Below are 17,977 nucleotides of genomic sequence, written 5' to 3'. Positions count from 1 at the left end.
CTCCTTATTTGAGTGCGTGACCCAAAGATTGAAGATATGCAATCAAGGCTTCCAGCTCTGTCTTACCTGCAACAGCTTGCTGTGCGCCTGCGATTTCTTCATCGGTATAAAGATCATTACCTTTGTAACCGCCTTTATGCATGTTACGTAGGATAGTCATCTTATCGCCCGTCAGTTCGCCGTCTAACTTGTTTTCGGCTAACCATGGGAACCCTGGCATATTCGATTGAGGTACTACAGCACGAGGATCGATTAAGTGAACTTCATGCCATTTATCGCTGTAACGACCGCCAACACGGGCAAGATCAGGACCTGTACGCTTAGAACCCCATTGGAATGGATGATCCCAAACCGATTCACCCGCGACAGAGTAGTGACCATAACGTTCAGTTTCTGCACGCAAAGGACGGATCATCTGGCTGTGACAGTTATAACAACCTTCACGAACATAGATGTCACGGCCTTCAATTTGCAGAGCAGTGTATGGCTTTAAACCTTCCACTGGCTCAGTCGTATCTTTTTGAAAAATCAACGGTGTGATTTCAACGAGACTACCGAAACTGATAGCGATAACGGTAAAGATCGCTAACAAACCGATGTTTTTTTCAACTATCTCATGATTAAATTTCATCGAGTTTGCTCCTTTAAGCCGCTGTTGGTTCAGCCAATGCTGGCAATGAATCTTTAGAGGCTTTCACAGTACGGATCACGTTGTATGCCATGATCAGCATACCGGTCAGGAAGAAACAACCGCCAAGGAAACGTACAAAGTAGAAAGGATATGAAGCTTCAAGACTTTCAACAAAACTATAAGTCAAAGTACCGTCAGCATTCACTGCGCGCCACATTAGACCTTGCATTACACCTGAAATCCACATAGATACGATGTAAAGCACAGTACCAATAGTCGCTAACCAGAAATGGACGTTGACTAACTTGATGCTGTACATGCGGCCGTGGCCGAACAATACAGGGATCAAGTGATACAGAGAACCAATAGACACCATTGCAACCCAGCCTAGCGCGCCGGAATGAACGTGACCGATAGTCCAATCTGTGTAATGTGATAATGCGTTAACTGTCTTAATTGCCATCATCGGGCCTTCGAAGGTAGACATACCGTAGAAAGACAGAGAAACGACTAAGAAACGCAATACAGGGTCAGTACGCAGTTTATGCCAAGCACCAGACAAGGTCATGATACCGTTAATCATACCGCCCCAAGAAGGTGCGAATAGGATCAGTGACATCACCATACCTAAAGACTGAGTCCAGTCAGGTAAAGCTGTGTAATGTAAGTGGTGAGGACCAGCCCAAATATACAGTGCGATCAAAGCCCAAAAATGGACGATAGATAGACGGTAAGAGTACACAGGACGACCCGCTTGCTTAGGTACGAAGTAATACATCATCCCCAAGAAGCCTGCGGTTAATAAGAAACCTACCGCATTGTGACCATACCACCACTGCACCATAGCATCGACAGCGCCGCTATACAGAGAGTATGACTTGAACAGACTGACTGGTACTGCCATAGAGTTAACTATGTGTAGTACAGCAACGGTAATAATAAAGGCACCAAAGAACCAGTTCGCAACATAAATATGCGAAGTCGTTCGTTTGATAATAGTACCGAAGAACACAATAGCGTAGGACACCCAAACGATAGTAATTGCGATATCGATAGGCCATTCTAATTCAGCGTATTCTTTACCTTGAGTGAAACCCATTGGTAAAGTGATAGCTGCTGACAGAATGATGGCTTGCCATCCCCAAAACGTAAATGCGGCTAACTTAGGTGCAAATAGTCGGGTTTGACAGGTGCGTTGTACGACATAATAGGATGTTGCAAAAAGGGCTGATGTACCGAACGCGAAGATCACCGCATTGGTGTGTAATGGTCGCAAGCGACTATACGTTAACCAAGGAGTGTCAAAGTTCAGCTGAGGCCAGATTAACTGAGCCGCAATTAATACGCCGACTGACATACCAACAATACCCCACAAAACTGTGGTTAAGGCAAATTGGCGGACAATGGCGTAATTGTAATCAGCGCCTGTTGGCTGGGAATGGTTCATCATAATGCTTCCACTGCTTATTACTTTTACTTTTAGTAAAGACAAGCTTTACCTGTTATAAAATGACATAAAACTCAGCTTCCCTATTAAGGTTGCTGAGCTATGTCAATGCGTTACCCTGCATATTTTTGCTCAAATATGAGGTTTCGCAATGATACTTGAGCAATATCAAAAAAGATACCAAAGAAGGGGTGTAGAAAGTTGATCTAGATCAACCTACGCCATAGAATGTTAACATATTGCGTCATAAGGTTAATCTTTGTGCTAAATCGTCCTAATCTCTATTTATTCATCGCGTTAATTCTCATCAATCTCACAGCTTGTACTGAAGATGCTAAGCAAGTCACACATAAAAGCAGCTCTGATCCTTCCCTCTGTCAATTTTCGGCAGGGGATTGTGTTAAACAAGTGGACGATATCAAACTTGCTATTAGCCTATCGCCAGCGAATGCCCCGAGCGAAAAGCCATTAACATTAAGGCTGTTAGCTTCAACGCCTATCAAAAATGTGCAAATTCGTTTAGAAGGAAGAGATATGTTTATGGGGGTTATTCCTGTAAATGTGAAGCAAACCGATGAAATGACCTATATTGGTCAGATGGTATATGGCTCCTGCAGCAGTGGTTATATGGTTTGGCGCGGTTTTGTAAGTTTTGAAGCAAATGGCGAAACCAAAGCGACAGTGTTTGATTTTCTTGCGGATAACAATGGTTAAGACTGGCTAGATATTTATTCGAATCGTCCTCAGCGTATTATTAGAGAGTGTTAACTCGGGTGATTAAGGATTAACTATCTTTCCAACTGTCTTTTACTTTGACAAAAATATCCACATTATCAATAAAGAGCTGTAATAAGTGCGGATCAAAGTGTTTCGCAGCGCCTTTACGCATTTCAGCTAACACTTCTTCTAAAGGCCAGGCCGTTTTATAACAGCGGGCATGGGAAAGTGCATCAAACACATCTGCAATGGCAACAATGCGCGCGAAAATGTGAATTTCGTCTTGTTTTAAATTGGCTGGATAGCCAGAACCATCATATTTTTCATGGTGTTGTAGTGCAATAATTGATGCCGCCTTTAATATGGGTCGCTCAGAATTTGCCAAAATCTGATGGCCAATCGTAGGATGCTGACGCATGACTTTCCATTCTTCATCATCTAACTTGCCAGGTTTGAGCAGAACCGCATCGGGGATCGCTATCTTACCTATGTCATGCATAGGTGAAGCACGGCGTAGTAAATCAGCTTCGTATTCAGGTAAACCAGCGAGTAAGGCCAACTGAGAGCAATATTCTGCCATACGTTTCACATGGTTCGCGGCTTCTTTTGAACGGCTTTCAACCACATCCCCTAAACGCAGAATGAGTTCAGATTGGGTATCTTCGACTTCTTGATTGAGCAGTAAATTTTCAAATGCAACGCCGACGTTGATAGCAAAAATATCAATAAGTTTCTTGTCAAGATCATCAATTTTATCAATACCATCCATATACAGTAGATTGATTAACCCGCTTTTTGTGGGGAAGTAACCGATAAAGCAATTGTCTTCATACAGGCAGCGTTTTTGCGTGATCGCACTGCGCAGTAAGCGGTCGATATGCTCTGGTAATTGAGTAATATGGGATTTATTTGAGAATTGGCCTGTGCCTGCGAGGATTTCTATGTTCACAGGATCCAGATGACCGCTTATGGCATCAATGGCATTACACGTTAGCAATAAGGTTTCAGAATCCAGATTGAGTAGGGTGGCGACTTGAGTTAGCAGGCCATCTGCAAATTTATGCAGGGTGCGCAGCTCAAATAATCCAGATGTAGCTTCTAGCACCCTTTCTAGCCCTTTACGGTGATTTATTTGGGTGCGCCTTGCTTGTTCAATTTCCATAATATCGCGGTAAGAACGTAGGGCAGAGTAGACGCTGGTCATCAGTTTACGGGAATCGAGTTCAGCTTTGGCTTTGTAATCATTAATATCATAATTAACGATAACGTCTTCTTCAGGTGCTTGACCTGGCTGGCCTGTACGCAGGATTAGTCGAGTGGTTTTATTTTGCAGTTCTTCGCGGATCCATTTTACTAATTCTAAGCCCGCATGATCACTCTCCATCACAACATCAATAAAGGCGATGGCGATATCATGTTCCTGATTCATCAACTCTTTTGCTTGTTCGGCACTGTAGGCATTGATAAAAGTAAGCGGGCGGCCATCGAGTTTAAAGCGGGAGAGGGCAAGCTTAGTGACGGTATGAACATCAGGTTCATCATCGACCACTAATACCTTCCAAGGGATACCTGATGCAGTTGTCTCGGTAAGCTTTTTACCGGAAAACAGCGGATTTTTCTTTGCAAGATCAATCAGCATTCGATACCTCATTCAAATAAAAATAATGATCACATAATCAGTGTAGTAGACACATTTCAATGCAGTGCAAATTCTTACATTAAATAGCGAGGTGAGTGGCAAACCTTAAATTGAGTTATTGATAACAGTTATCATTTGTGTATTCTGTTCATATCACACACTGATTAGCGGGTAAGGGCATGAGCCACCAAATTAATTTGTCGATTTCAACGCATAAACTGGCACAGCTTATACATGATGGGCACCTCTGTGCGGCAGATTTTAGGTGCTTGGATAGTCAGTCTAAACAGCAAGTGTGGCAGTTATGCTTAATTTGTTGTCAAAAGCGTATTACATGCCAGAAATGTACATTGTCCAGTTGTACTCAAAATCTGACCCTAGTTGATGCCGATAAATAACATTATCGGCATTTGCGTTTAAGTATTATCATATCAGAAACCCTTATAATTCAGATGCAATATGCAACTTCCTCCCGTAATCCCGTTATTTGACTCATTTGAATTCATACAAGTTGGTAATAGTGTCGTTAACCAATATATCACCCAAATTAGCATGAAAAAGGTGGCCGATGCGGGTTTAGTGATTGAGCACGCTAGTGATTGGCTGTTTGAGCAAAAGCATAACGAAAACAACTATAAAGCCTATCGCAGCGAGCTCACGACATTTCTTCATTGGTGTTTTGATGTGGTTTCAATGTCGCCCATAGAAGTCACACGCAAAGATATGAGCCATTACGTAGATTACTGCCAGGCGCCGCCCATAGCACTGATTGGCTATTTTAATGTGCCACAATTCAAGCCCGATAAAATGCGTGATGAACGGGTTCCAAACCCACAGTGGCGGCCATTTGTCGGTAAAAAGCGACTCGGGCAAATCCAGCCTTATGCGTTAAGTGACAATGCGTTAAAAACGAAAATGGCCATTTTGTCTTCGTTTTACTCGTACCTTACAAGTGAAGAATATTGTGAGCGTAATCCGGCACAAATTTGGCTGAATCACAGTCGATTCGCGGCCAATCGGCAATATCAGCGTCAACATCATGAAGATGATAACAGTCTCGCATTCACTGAATTACAGTGGTCATACATTATGGCGACCGTAACAGCGTTGGCAGAAACATCGCCCGAATTACATCAAAGAAGCTTATTTCTGATTTCATTGATCTATTGTTGCTATTTGCGTATCTCAGATGTGTCTGCACGCGCAGGTTATTCACCGGTGATGGATCAGTTTAAGCACAATCAACAAACGGGTATTTGGAGTTTTCATATTCCATTGAGCAAAGGCGGTAAAAGGCGCAGCGTGGCAATCTCAAAAGCTTTACTCGACGCCTTAGTCAAATACCGCCAGTTTTTAGGCTTAACGGATTATCCAAGGCCAAACGAGAACCATCCACTGTTTGTGCGGCACAAAGCTGCTGGTCGTGGTCGAGATGTCGGCATCCTCAATGCCAATCTCGGCATTCGCCAAGTCCGCGATGAAATTCAAAGTATTATCAATCTGGCAGCAGATAGTATTGAGGCTGATGGTTTTGCACAAGACGCCGCGCAGATGCGCAAACTTACAGCCCATAATATTCGTCACACAGGTATCACACACGATATCAATATTAACCGCAGACCGTTATCCCATGTACAAGCCGACGCTGGCCATGAGAGCATTGACACCACATCACAGTATTTGCACACAAGCCAAATCGAACGCCATGAAAGTGCATTCAATAAACCAATCGACCATTTAAAAGGCATCGGTGATTAAGCTTGTTGAAAAACGGCACTTTTACCTACTTAGCCACCTACACAAAACTGCGTACAATGTATATTATGTTAAATATAGTCTGTCTATCAATTAATACATCGACACATGTGTGTTCGTGGCCACTCAGAATGAGATTTCGCGGCAGACTGAGATTTGCTTTTTTCCGCCAGAAATTTTCTGGGCCATCTTACCTGCTCTTATTTGAGTATTGGTACGATTAACTAAGTTTGGTGCTTGGGGACTAGATAATGGAAAATGCAGTTTTATGTCGCGTCGCTACGTGAATTCTTTAGAGTGTTGGCTGGCATAGCCCTCAATTATTCACGTAGCAACGCGTTCGTTTTGATTTGATTCAATACTGCCAATCTTCATAGGCCAATGGCAGACTGTTGAGTAAATTACGATGCTCTCGCCAATTTGGCATTTGTTTGTCCATGATGGCGCGAAACCTCTCGTTATGATGGCGTTCAAGTAAATGAGTCAGTTCATGAACCAAAATGTATTCAAGGCATTCTGGCGGTTTTTTAGCTAACTCTAGGTTTAACCAAATACGTTTTGCCTGAATATTACAGCTGCCCCATTTGGTTTTCATTTTCTTAATGCCGATGTAGTTTGCTTCTACACCTAAACGCTGTTGCCATATATCGAGTAAATGCAAAATCCTTTGTTGCATTTCCAATCGATAAAATCCATTAAGGAGTTTCAAGCGATTTTCTGTTGAAGTATCCGTTGATACCGCAATGACTAACTTCGACACGCCTTTAAGACTCACAAGATGTCTGCCAGTCGTCTCCACCATACTTAAGCGGTATCTTTGTCCCCATAAGTAATGGCTCTCACCGTTAACCATTTCGCGACTTGATTGCCTTGGTTGGGTAACAAAATCCCTTTGTTGCTTGTTAATCCAGGCTAACTTGCCTATAACAGCTAAGCGTATCGCTTGCTCTGACGTATGAATCGGAGCTGACACTCTTACTCTTCCATCCGGAGGTAATACGCTCAAATGTAAGTTTTTAATATTCTTGCGATTAACCACTATTTCTATGCCGCGCACTTCGATTGAAAAAGTCTCATCTAATGGATGTGTTGACGGCATTAATGGTATTCCTTTTGTGCTTTAATAAGCTCCATTATTGCAGCCACATCAATGCCATAACTGGCAGTTTCTTCACGGATTGCATTAGCAATTTCACGTTCCTTAAATCGGTCACCTAGCCAATCCGCTCTTTTAGTAAAGCGAACCGCTCTATCTATTTTGGTTGTTAATACTTCATCATTACCAAAGTTATCGAAAATGGCTTGTTTAGCTGCGGTATCAATAGAATCCGGATAGCTAGATTGACTCGCGCCAACAGGATTAACCACTTTTTTGGCCAGTTCACGGATTTTTTCTAAATACTCTTGATAATTCAGTGCTTTTTCTCGGCGCTGTTTTATTAGCTCTTCGAGCAATGTCGACATCTGGTCAAAATATTTAGGGTTAACTGGATTTTCATCCACTATGGTTTTACGGACGTTATTCTCAATGGCTTCCGCCATAGCATCTTGATTATCGCGCAATCCTTTCGGGAGTTTATCCATGCCCTCCCCGTTATTATTGACAACTAAATCGATTAGCCCGAAGTCTTCAAAATCCATTAACACTTCGCTGTCATCTGCCCGAATATACATATCGAGCAAGTGACGCATTGCCGGTTCAAAGCGCTTCATTTCGAGTAAATCACCGCTGGCAAGCTTCACTTCATCGCGCACTTTCTCATAGAACACGACTTCAGCTTTGATCTGGATTGATTCTTCTGTGGTGTAGCCCGCTTGCTCCATTTCATTGGCTAAATTGGCGTAAGCGCGGAGCAGCTTAGCGACCGCAGTATAGAGTGTCAGGCGCAGTGTTTCTTGTTCGCTTCTAGTGTCCGCATCATAGCTAACACCAGATTTGCCACAAAAATAATGAATAAAATCTTGAGTATGACGAGGCGTTTCAACGGGTTCGCAAATCGCCCGTACAGTCTCCAGTGCATTATCGAGATCTTCCCTCGCCTGCACTAATCTGTCCTTCAATAAACCAGCAACATCTTCAGCGTCATAAGCGTCAAACGCTTCGGCGGTGTAGTCTTTTAATGCTTTGTCTAATGACCTAAATAAATCTTTATAGTCAATAATATAGCCATATTCTTTATCCTCACCATCGAGTCGATTCACCCGACAAATTGCTTGGAATAAGTTATGGTCGGCCATCGACTTATCAATGTATAAATATGTCGCAGAAGGCGCATCGAACCCCGTCAGTAGCTTATCAACCACAATCAATAAACGCATTTGACCAGGTTCGTCGATAAAACGCTTTTTAACCTCTTTTTCAAACTCTTCGACTCTTTTAGCCGCTTCATCTTCTGATTGTTCGAAGTAACTCGCCAGCATTTTTCGGTATACATCGTACTTAAACAGTTTTTCTGTTAACCCTTCTCCCGACTCCTCCCCCTTAATTGAACCGGCAACAGGCTGATAGCTGGTGACAATCGCGCACTTGTCATGTAAGTCAGTTTTACTAAACAGATCATAGACAACACAGGCTTGATGCACGCTAGCACACACCAACATGGCATTGCCTCGGCCGTCCATCAATCGTGGTTTAAGTTCCATATCCATTAAGATATCGCTAACGATTTTTTCGAGCCGTGATTTACTGGAGAGCACTTTTTGCATCGTGCCCCATTTTTGTTTTAGCTGCATTTTCGCTAGGTGAGACAATCCCTTGGTTTTAGCCTCAAACCACTGATCAATTTTTTTCTCTGATGTTAAATGCTGATCGATATCTCTGGCTTCGTAGCGTAAATCCAGCACCACACCATCAAGCACTGCTTCATTAAACTTGTAGGTATGAATATAAGGGCCGAAGATTTCTAAGGATTTTTTCTTATCCTTTTTCATTAATGGCGTGCCCGTAAAACCGATAAACATGGCTTCAGGCCCCTCTTTACCACTAAGCAGAGATTTCATTGCCGTATGCAACTTGCCAGACTGAGTACGATGACACTCGTCAACAAAAACAAACAAGTTGCCTTTAACGCTAAAGTCTTTTGGCAAGTTACGGGTCATTGCTGCAATAAAATCGTCAGTTGCTTCGTCATCGCCTCCCACTCCAGCATTGTCATCTAGCGCTTCGCCATTGCGGCCAAATTTATGTACCAATGAGCATAATAACCAAGGATTGGGCTTATTTAGGCTGGCGACTAAATCACTGCCACTTTTAGTACGGTAAATAAATTCATCTACACCGATAAAGACTTTTTCAATCTGCTCGTCGAGTTCGGTTCTGTCTGTAATGATCAACACCCGAGAATCGGCGACATTTTCACGGATCCACTTAGCCAACCACACCATGGTCAAGCTCTTGCCTGAACCTTGGGTGTGCCAAATGATTCCACCATGGCGTGACTTAATGTGTTTTCTGGCGGCTTGAATACCAAAGTATTGATTATGACGGCAGGTCTTTTTAACCCCAGAATCAAACACAATAAAGTCGTGGATCAGTTGTAAAAACCGCGATTTATTACAAAGCTGGCCTAAGTGCGAATCCAGTAAAGTGCTCGTATTTTCCGCTTTATCAACACTCGTGATAATGGCAGGATCTTTCCATTCCAGATTTTCTTTCCACTCAAGATAGTATTTCTCGGTGGTTTCAATCGTGCCGTATCGAACACCTTGGGTATCATTGCCTGCCATGACAATTTGCATGGTCGTAAAAAAATTGCGAATAAAGTCTTTCTTTTGATTATCGAGATTCTGGCGTATCCCTTCACTCACAGAAACAGACGAGCGCTTTAGCTCAATCACCCCAAGGGCAATACCATTGACATACAGTACCAGATCGGGACGTTTTGTTTTGGGCGATAGCTGATCCCCCTTCACGGTCACTTCTTCAGCAATAGCAAAATCATTCGCTTCAGGGTGTTGCCAATCAATTAGCCAAACCGTTTGATTTTGCTCACCTGCGCCCTCTTTCTCTTTCACGCCATAACGTAATAAGCGATACACCTCTTTATTGGCATCATAGAGTTTTTTGCCTTCACCCAGCGCGGTTGCAATATCCAGTTTACGCAATGCACGATTGATCAGTAGCTCTGACACGCCGCGATCGGCCAGCCAATTGGCTAATATATGGCTTTCAACATTGCGGTTACCTTGTCTATCCTTCCAATCACCTAAATAGCGATAACCCAATTCATTTTGAAAGAATTTGACAACACGGTTTTGGGTGGCACGTTCCTTTTGGCCTACTGTGCTCATATTACTTCCTTTATTTACTTGATAGTTACATTAGTAGAAGCGCAAAGGATTGCCAACATGTCATCACCATGAGTTTCAATTTCGTCTGTACTCCAATGGTCTTTGGTTTTTGTAAGTTTAATCATCTGATAAAGCTTTAAACTATCAATTCGTTTTTGATTAATATTTGCTTCAAAATGTGCAAGCTTGGCTTTGGGCGGAAAATTACTTAATCGAGAGTTTTTACTGTGGCTAATTAAACAAAGATTACCGAATTTATGTAAGGATTTACTATCCAGAGGTGAAAAACCATCCATTGGATGTTGTGGATAAAAGTGCTCAACTGAACTTCGAAATGTAAACTCAAACTCTTTAACGACAGGATCTTTGTTTTTTTCTTTATGCCATAACAAATAATCAAGGTAGTTAAATACAAAGTTGTTCTCAATTTCGCCAAACTGTAACTTGTTTAGATCAACGTTTTTAGGTTGGATATTTTTAGGGAAATCAGAAGGCTTAGTTAAATAGATCATATCGTAGTAATCTTTTGCTTCAAATGTAGTCAAAAAACGATCAAATACAAATCGCTTGGCTATTCTGAGAAGATTCCTAAAATAAGGTTTAGCTTCAATAGCATCTTGTTGAAACAAATAAAATAATGTTGCATTCAACCAATGTTTATAAACAAGTGTTGGTGTAGAAACATGAAAAGCCGCAAGTAGCATCAAACATTGTCGGTTAACACCTTCAAAATTGTTTTCGTCTTCCTCACTTTTTTTTACATTATCGTCAAAACTGTTGATAAAACTCACACTTTTATCTGAATACCACTTTAACCGCTTCAAACTCCAACGATCTTTACCCTGGCTAAATTCACGTTTAATCACATATTGATCAAATAGATATTTGCACTTTAATAAAGCATAAATAAACTCTTTAACATTTTCTATTGGGTTATCAATCTTAAGTAAATAATTATCAAATTGTGTGATGAGTTGTTTGTCATCTAGCGCTACGTTTTGTTTGGTATACACGCGTAATACATGAAGTAAAAAATTTGAAAAGTTAATAACACTGTTAAAGCGATCTGGCACATCGTCATCACTAACCGAAGACACCGCACCAACATTATTAATCGGTTTGGTTATAATGTCGGCCAAAGACAATGACACCTGGTTAGCGTCAGTTGTGGCTTGGTCTAAACCTTCAGTTAATTCATCAAAATCGCTAATGGTAAATTGTCCCCAGTCATTTTTGCCAAAAAGTTTATGTCGTTGTTCAGGTGTAAAGCCATATTGTACATATCGTTCCATGTTAGAACAGGCTTCCCACACTTTATGAAGTACGTCAGTGCTGCGTTGTTTTTCATCTGCATCAGTAATATTATTGAGTGCCGACATTAATTTAGCTTTTAATACTTCATGCTTTTCAAGTTGTTCCCCACGGTTATTCATCACCTCAAAATAGTGATTTAAATCGGTATCTTTAGGTACTTCCACCCGCATAATTTGCACTTTTTCAAACAAGAACTCAGTAAACTCATGTAATTCGTTCTTTTTAAATTGCTGAGACTTTATTGCTTTAGAAATTAACTCATAGCCATTAACTATACCTTCACTATAACCATCACCATTCAAGTGATATAGGGCTTTACCTTGTGCTAATGCTGTAAATGTTTCGCTTGATTTGGGTCTGCTTTCAAAACTGATATTAACTTTCTCGTACCATGACAAGTCGGGTAACATATTAGCAGATTTATTATTGATGTTAGCTGCGGACATGTTTTTTAAGTATGTAGCTAAAAGCGATAATGTAGTGAAGCGCTGCTGACCATCAATAACTTCAAAACTGCTATCTTTACGCTTAAAGACGACAAGTGTACCAATATAATAGTTTTCATTTTCTTCATTTTTATAGTCAATTATATCCTGAATTAACTGATTTATTTCAGACTCACCCCAAGCATAATTACGTTGGTACATAGGCACAAGATAGCTAACACTGTCTTGAAGCAGTGCCCTAACCGAAAGCGCTTTAATTGCTTCACTGTTTACGTTATTCATAGTAGTTCATTCCTTTAAACAGCTTTACCAATGGGTCTTTTTCAAAATCAGTTTTACGGGCATTATTTTTATTATCTGTGTTTGATAATGTGTTTAAAACTATGCTCAACACATCTGAAGGATTTGTAGCATCTTTAATGATCCGGAACAAATTACTCGCTAGTACATGGTTATCCATTGTTGCTAACTGCAGCACTTGCTGTTTAATTCGCAATGAATAAGCCCAAATAAACAATTTCTCAATTGCCATTGATAGCTGACTATTACCAAACTTGTCGATATAGAAAATCAACGCACAATCAAACATCGAGCGAACATATTGATCGCCAGTCCTCGTTCGTGCAGGATATTCATTTAACGTCTTTAAAATATTTTGGGCATTTTCAGTTAAGTGATGACCGAGTAGAAAATGAGATGAGGCTTGTTCTCCGTCAACAATAAGTCCTACTTGACGTTGGTAATGTGACGCCATTTCAAAAAAACGCCGACCATTAATGATCATTTGGTCGAGATGAAACGGGAATACTTTGTGTTGACCATCTATCTTACGTTGATACTGTAGATTATATTCATCGACAAAATGGTGTGCGATGCGCAGTGACTCGACGTATGGAAAATGCGCAATATTGTCTATATTGACACCCTTAAACAAATCTACGTCATTTTTGCCAAAATAACGGGCTGAATGCCCTAATGCCCAGCGCCGAATACGATATAAATACTCTGCGAATAATGCGGCCAGATCATCACTTTCTAACGCTTCCCAACTGGCAACCGTCTGCCCTTTTAACGCATTCTCATGTTCACTAAATTCACGTAAATGAAATGCTTTAAGTAAGTCATGTGGTTCTAAATCCTTTCCACGGGCATTTTGCGAATCAAAAAACTGAAAAGCTTCTGAAATATCGTTAAGTGTAAATATAACCACTTCACATTTATTCAACAGAAAGTCGATATGATCTTCAGTAAATTCATAACGACTAACCAAACGCCGTAACTCAAGGTGATTTTGTTGCAGATTACGCTGGCTGATATCACTTTCAAATTTCTGCTGTTGCATAAACCTGTTTATAGGTTCTGCTAAGTCACTAAGTTGTTTAGTAAGGTCTGGCCTCTGTAACTTTTCAAGCTTGTTTATCAAATATCGCTCAATAATGGCATGCACAGCTAGTACCAAAGTCAAGGTACGCTGCTGGCCATCAACAATATTTAAGGGACTGCCCACTTTTTGTGTTTTATTGTTATTTTGCTCAAGGTCTTGATGAAATACCACTGTTCCTAATCGGTATGCAGATTGCTGCTGGTGTACATCAAGGTCTTGAAACAGTTGATTAATATTTACCTGAGTCCATTTATAAGGTCGCTGATAGGTTGGGATGGTTAAATTTTCCAGCTTCAACAGTTTACTTACGCTGATAATGTCCTTATTTAACGCTGTTGCCATTAAGATAACACTCCTTGTTCATTGGTTTTTTCAAACGGCAGGCGAGTTTTACCCGTGAGCAGTTCTTGCATCATGCCTTGTTTAATTTGGCGGGTTTTGCTTAGACGCTGTTCAAGGGTTTGGATTTCGTTGTCCATATCCGAGAGAATAGTGGCGATGGCGGTTTGCTCATTTTTCGTGGGTAGAGCGATTGGTGTTGAATTACAATTATCTTTATTCAAATAAGGCAATGTCGTTTTAGTAGCTTTACTATAAAAATGCTCTTTTAAAGATGTTAATGTATATGCAAGATATCTACTACAGACAGCATTGGATGGAATAAAAGCATGAAGTTGTTGATTTATGACGATCTCATCTTCGACTACAGCCACAATACCTAGTTCACCAACACAAGACATTATAACTGCATTTTTTGGCACAACTTTGGAACCAATGAAAATAGCTTCTTCACGCGACACATATAAAGAAACTTTAGACATATCAATACTTTTAAAAGAATCAATGTCCGAGGTTGTGACCCATGGAATATTACCACTAAAAGAGCGGGGCTTATTTCGACCTGGGACTATGAATCCACATACTTCTTTAACCTGTTTAACCTCCCAATCCTCTGGAATTTCGCCTAGCTCGCTGGGTTTGGTGCCTTTACGCTTACCGTCGACAGCACCTTCTGTACTGTTAATATCAGAATAATAGGCAAATTGAGGTAAGCGGGTTTTGCCTGTCAGCAGTTGCTGCATGGTGGCGGTTTTCATCGCTTGTTTTTTGGCGATAAGTTTTTCTAACTCACTCAGCAAAGCATCCATATCAGACAAAGCATTGGCAATGGCGGTTTGTTCTTTTTTCGAAGGGAGACCTATTAATGTACTTTTAATTGTGCCTAAACCGAGATTTTTGATAGTTGAACCTGTCAAACCATCTTCAAAACGTTGTTGAGTTGCATCAAATGAAATGGCTTGGTACATATATCGTACTTCGGCTTTATGATTTATATTTATATATGCAGCACTTTTTCCTAGGATAATCGGTTCATTATTGTAAAAGCACAAATTACCAATGGTTCCATTAATAGATAAAAGTAATGTACGGTCATTTATCTTTTTCTTATGCTTATTGAATTCTGCCTCACTGACCCTGTTCGTATTTTCTGTAAATCTGAGGCTTCCATTATCTATGTTGTTACCATTTATGAAATAATAAGCTCCATTAGGATCATAAATAGGTGTTGAATGAATCCCATCACCAATTAAAGTCGAAACATCATTGATAAAAACAACATCCCAATCCTCTGGAACTACACCAATTTCTGTTTGTTTAAAGCCCTCAGGTATCGTTTGATTAGTCACTTGGTTACGTCGCCTATCCATGCCTCCGCCCCGCGGGCCCTTGCAAGCAACGTTCACTTTTTGTTGCGGTGAAAGGTTTCCAGAAAAATTTGTCATAGCGTCCACTCCAAACCCATGGCTTTGAGGTGGCCCGCGACTCTATCGCTTAAGGTTTCTACCGATTTTGTTAAGGTGGGCAGCGGCGTGCTGTAACGCTCTTCCAGCTCTTTAACGCGGTTGGCCATTTGCTGAGTGACACGCTCAATCTCGGCAATGATGTTGGCTTGCAGCGTAGCGAGCCATTTGTCATTGACGATCAGGGTTTTGATCTCGTCAATGCTCAAATGTGGGTACTGCTTAAATACCGCTACGTCCAGAGCTTCTTGGGCTTCTTTTACGGCTTTTTTGGCGTTGGCATCGGAGGTAAACAGCTTGGTCGCTTGCTTAAGGGCGGTAATTTCCGCTTTATCTGTGGCGAGTTTAAGGCGCGCCGCAACGCTGACTTTGGTTATTTTGTCTTTGTCGTTTAACGCATCGGCGAGTAAGCCGTCTTCGCTCCCTGTTCCAGAAGTGGCATTTTCCTCTAGATAAGTTTCGAGTGCTTGAGTGGCTTCGTCTTGTTTGATTTGAAGGGCATCAAGCTTGGTTTGCTCGGCGGCAAAGTAACGTGCCACGATTAAGCTTGGTGGGATCAGCTCTGCTTTGTACTTTTTCTTGTTAATGATTAAATCGGGTGTTTCTTTAAGCTTTTCACCTTTGGCTGCGACTAGCTCACGCAGGGTTTTACCCGCTTGCCAGTCATCTTGCACTAATAAGTAGACATCATCTTGCAGTGTGTCGCTCCAGTAATCCATGAGGATCTGGTAGATGTCGTATTTGCTCAGCAGTTCACTGTTGGCGTAGGCGGCTAATAGGCTTTCTGATATGTCGTGGATTAACTCTTTAGGGCTGTCGCCTAGACTCATTTCGGTTAACGCAGCTTGTTTCACCCAGGCTTTAAAGGGTAATAAGCTGCGGCTGGCAAAGTCTTTAAACTCGCTATGGGCCAAAATACTGGCTTTCACTTTGCTGGCGTCTATCATGCAGTGGCTGTAGCCGTCACGCGCGGGCAGTGCTGGGTTACGACCAAATAACGTCGCTCGAATACTGGGGAATACCTGCCAGTAATGCGCCAGGGCATCGATATCGTGATTAGGAATACCGCCCTGCAAGTGGGCGCTTAAATCGTGTAAATCTTCTGGCTCTGATGAGTCGATATAACGCGGTATGTTGAGGTTGTAATCGTTTTTGGCAATTTCATCAATCGTGACTAAACGGCTAAAACGCTCTAGCTCAAGCCCTTTATTAAACACATCGACAATTTTATGAATGTCTTGGCTGCGCAGGCGGTTTTTATTGCCGTCTTTGATGAAGCCTTTGCTGGCGTCAATCATAAAGATGGAACGGCCGGTGATGTGAGTTTGATTGTTGTTCACGTCATTGCCGTGCCCTTCACCAAAGTGAACGGCAGCTTTTTGGGCGTGCTCTTTGTCAATCACGATAATACAGGCGGGGATCCCCGTGCCGTAGAACAGATTGGCAGGTAAACCAATAATGCCTTTGATGTAACCTTGCTTAATAAGGTTTTGACGAATATTGGCTTCGGCATTGCCTCTGAACAGTACGCCGTGGGGCAGAATGACTGCGCCCTTACCTGTGCTTTTTAAACTGGTAATGATGTGCAGTAAGAAAGTGTAATCACCGTTCTTTTCGGGCGGAGTTCCCCAAGTAAATCGACCATAGGGATCGTTTAGTGGGTTTAAGCCGCTCGTCCAGTTTTTGTTAGAAAATGGCGGGTTAGCCACGGCAAAGTCAAAGGTTTTGAGTTTATTGGCGCCGTCTTTCCACTGCGGATCGGCAAGGGTGTTGCCTTTCCAGATTTTAGCTGTGGCATTGTTGTGCAAAATCATGTTCATGCGAGCAAGTGCACTGGTGGCGTTGTCCATCTCCTGACCGAAAATAGACAAGCCGCGTGGTGCTTCGTTACTGGCTTTTAACAGCAAAGAACCTGAACCACAGGTGGGGTCGTAAACCGTGGCATCTTGTGGGGTATTGTTTTGAATACCAACCACTTTAGCCAGAATTTGCGAGACTTCTGACGGGGTATAGAATTGGCCTTTGGATTTGCCCGATTCGGTGGCGAAGTGGCGCATTAAATACTCATAGGCATCCCCTAATAAGTCGTCACCATCGGCACGGTTACCGGTTAAATCTAATCCTTGGAAAATCCCGACTAACTTAGTCAGGCGGTCGACCATTTCCTTGCCTTTACCAAGCTTGTCTTCATCGTTAAAGTCGGCAACATCGATAACGCCTTTGAGATCGTTTTCTTCCGCTAAGCTACCAATGATTTTATTGAGTTTATCGCCGATTTCTTTATCGTTTTTGGCGGCAACCATATCGTCAAAGCTGGCACCTTTGGGCACGACTATCATGCCGTACGGATCGCCTTTATATTTGTCGGAAACGTATTTCATAAACAAAAGTGTGAGAACGTAATCCTTGTATTGGCTGGCGTCCATACCACCACGCAGTTCGTCACAGCTGGCCCAAAGGGAGGAATAGAGTTCGTTCTTTTTAATGGCCATGTGGCGTCCTATCTTGCAAGTTATTTTGACGATGAAGTTGCAGCGAGTAATAGCGTTATA

At 41.7% G+C, this 17,977-nt stretch carries 12 protein-coding genes; 3 read left to right on the top strand and 9 right to left on the bottom strand.

From position 1 onward, the window contains the following. Nucleotides 1-4: 4 nt before the first annotated feature. Both ccoO and ccoN read right to left on the bottom strand, forming a co-directional pair. Complete coding sequence (ccoO, locus tag OX890_RS12890) at nt 5-631, bottom strand: cytochrome-c oxidase, cbb3-type subunit II (RefSeq protein WP_006087156.1); 627 nt, start codon at nt 629-631, stop codon at nt 5-7. A 13-nt stretch (nt 632-644) separates the two neighbouring features. Next, nucleotides 645-2,081: a cytochrome-c oxidase, cbb3-type subunit I gene (ccoN, locus tag OX890_RS12885; RefSeq protein ID WP_006081607.1), complete on the bottom strand. Its 1,437-nt coding sequence runs from the start codon at nt 2,079-2,081 to the stop codon at nt 645-647. A gap of 258 nt (nt 2,082-2,339) precedes the next feature. Between ccoN and OX890_RS12880 the strand changes: the two genes are divergently transcribed. After that, nucleotides 2,340-2,792, top strand: a complete 453-nt coding sequence (locus OX890_RS12880; protein ID WP_106650464.1) for a hypothetical protein — start codon at nt 2,340-2,342, stop codon at nt 2,790-2,792. Nucleotides 2,793-2,862: 70 nt separating this feature from the next. Here the strand turns inward: OX890_RS12880 and OX890_RS12875 are convergent, their stop codons facing one another. Continuing rightward, nucleotides 2,863-4,434 carry a DUF3369 domain-containing protein gene (locus OX890_RS12875; protein WP_220592937.1) on the bottom strand — a complete coding sequence of 524 codons (1,572 nt, stop codon included), beginning with the start codon at nt 4,432-4,434 and terminating at the stop codon, nt 2,863-2,865. 179 nt (nt 4,435-4,613) lie between these two features. On the opposite strand from OX890_RS12875, the gene OX890_RS12870 reads away from it, so the two are divergent. Together OX890_RS12870 and OX890_RS12865 are read left to right on the top strand one after the other, a co-directional pair. After that, nucleotides 4,614-4,832, top strand: coding sequence for a hypothetical protein (locus OX890_RS12870; protein WP_106650466.1), 219 nt, complete (start codon nt 4,614-4,616; stop codon nt 4,830-4,832). 61 nt (nt 4,833-4,893) lie between these two features. Next, entirely contained in the window at nt 4,894-6,192 is a 1,299-nt protein-coding gene (locus OX890_RS12865) for a tyrosine-type recombinase/integrase (RefSeq protein WP_268649343.1), read from the top strand. Nucleotides 6,193-6,544: 352 nt separating this feature from the next. On the opposite strand, the gene OX890_RS12860 is transcribed toward OX890_RS12865, so the two are convergent. Genes OX890_RS12860 through OX890_RS12835 form a run of 6 tightly spaced genes read right to left on the bottom strand, consistent with a single transcriptional unit; the run spans nt 6,545 to nt 17,917 of the window. Continuing rightward, complete coding sequence (locus OX890_RS12860; RefSeq protein WP_268649342.1) at nt 6,545-7,288, bottom strand: M48 family metallopeptidase; 744 nt, start codon at nt 7,286-7,288, stop codon at nt 6,545-6,547. Continuing rightward, a complete protein-coding gene (locus OX890_RS12855; protein WP_268649341.1) occupies nt 7,288-10,479 on the bottom strand; it encodes a type I restriction endonuclease subunit R in 3,192 nt (1,063 codons plus the stop codon). The genes OX890_RS12860 and OX890_RS12855 overlap by 1 nt, the downstream gene beginning before the upstream one ends. 14 nt (nt 10,480-10,493) lie before the next feature. After that, the gene (locus tag OX890_RS12850; protein ID WP_126491961.1) at nt 10,494-12,521 is read right to left on the bottom strand and encodes a DUF262 domain-containing protein; all 2,028 of its coding nucleotides are present in this window, start codon (nt 12,519-12,521) and stop codon (nt 10,494-10,496) included. Beyond that, nucleotides 12,514-13,965 (bottom strand): DUF262 domain-containing protein, encoded by a 1,452-nt coding sequence (locus OX890_RS12845; RefSeq protein ID WP_126491960.1) that lies wholly within the window; start codon nt 13,963-13,965, stop codon nt 12,514-12,516. The genes OX890_RS12850 and OX890_RS12845 overlap by 8 nt, the downstream gene beginning before the upstream one ends. Further along, nucleotides 13,965-15,407: a restriction endonuclease subunit S gene (locus tag OX890_RS12840; RefSeq protein WP_126491959.1), complete on the bottom strand. Its 1,443-nt coding sequence runs from the start codon at nt 15,405-15,407 to the stop codon at nt 13,965-13,967. Before OX890_RS12840 ends, OX890_RS12845 begins: the two co-directional genes overlap by 1 nt. After that, a complete protein-coding gene (locus OX890_RS12835; protein WP_126491958.1) occupies nt 15,404-17,917 on the bottom strand; it encodes an HsdM family class I SAM-dependent methyltransferase in 2,514 nt (837 codons plus the stop codon). The genes OX890_RS12840 and OX890_RS12835 overlap by 4 nt, the downstream gene beginning before the upstream one ends. Between the last annotated feature and the right edge of the window lie 60 nt (nt 17,918-17,977).

The organism is Shewanella sp. DAU305 (genome assembly GCF_026802235.1).
Taxonomy (GTDB): domain Bacteria; phylum Pseudomonadota; class Gammaproteobacteria; order Enterobacterales; family Shewanellaceae; genus Shewanella; species Shewanella baltica.
Note: the sequence above shows the minus strand (reverse complement) of the source record. Positions and strands in the feature narration are given on the sequence as shown.

Bases quoted from the DNA above. Each gene is read 5' to 3' on its own strand.
- ccoO (WP_006087156.1), bottom strand. From the start codon at position 631: ATGAAATTTAATCATGAGATAGTTGAAAAAAACATCGGTTTGTTAGCG.
- ccoN (WP_006081607.1), bottom strand. From the start codon at position 2,081: ATGATGAACCATTCCCAGCCAACAGGCGCTGATTACAATTACGCCATT.
- OX890_RS12875 (WP_220592937.1), bottom strand. From the start codon at position 4,434: ATGCTGATTGATCTTGCAAAGAAAAATCCGCTGTTTTCCGGTAAAAAG.
- OX890_RS12870 (WP_106650466.1), top strand. From the start codon at position 4,614: ATGAGCCACCAAATTAATTTGTCGATTTCAACGCATAAACTGGCACAG.
- OX890_RS12865 (WP_268649343.1), top strand. From the start codon at position 4,894: ATGCAACTTCCTCCCGTAATCCCGTTATTTGACTCATTTGAATTCATA.
- OX890_RS12860 (WP_268649342.1), bottom strand. From the start codon at position 7,288: ATGCCGTCAACACATCCATTAGATGAGACTTTTTCAATCGAAGTGCGC.
- OX890_RS12855 (WP_268649341.1), bottom strand. From the start codon at position 10,479: ATGAGCACAGTAGGCCAAAAGGAACGTGCCACCCAAAACCGTGTTGTC.
- OX890_RS12850 (WP_126491961.1), bottom strand. From the start codon at position 12,521: ATGAATAACGTAAACAGTGAAGCAATTAAAGCGCTTTCGGTTAGGGCA.
- OX890_RS12845 (WP_126491960.1), bottom strand. From the start codon at position 13,965: ATGGCAACAGCGTTAAATAAGGACATTATCAGCGTAAGTAAACTGTTG.
- OX890_RS12840 (WP_126491959.1), bottom strand. From the start codon at position 15,407: ATGACAAATTTTTCTGGAAACCTTTCACCGCAACAAAAAGTGAACGTT.
- OX890_RS12835 (WP_126491958.1), bottom strand. From the start codon at position 17,917: ATGGCCATTAAAAAGAACGAACTCTATTCCTCCCTTTGGGCCAGCTGT.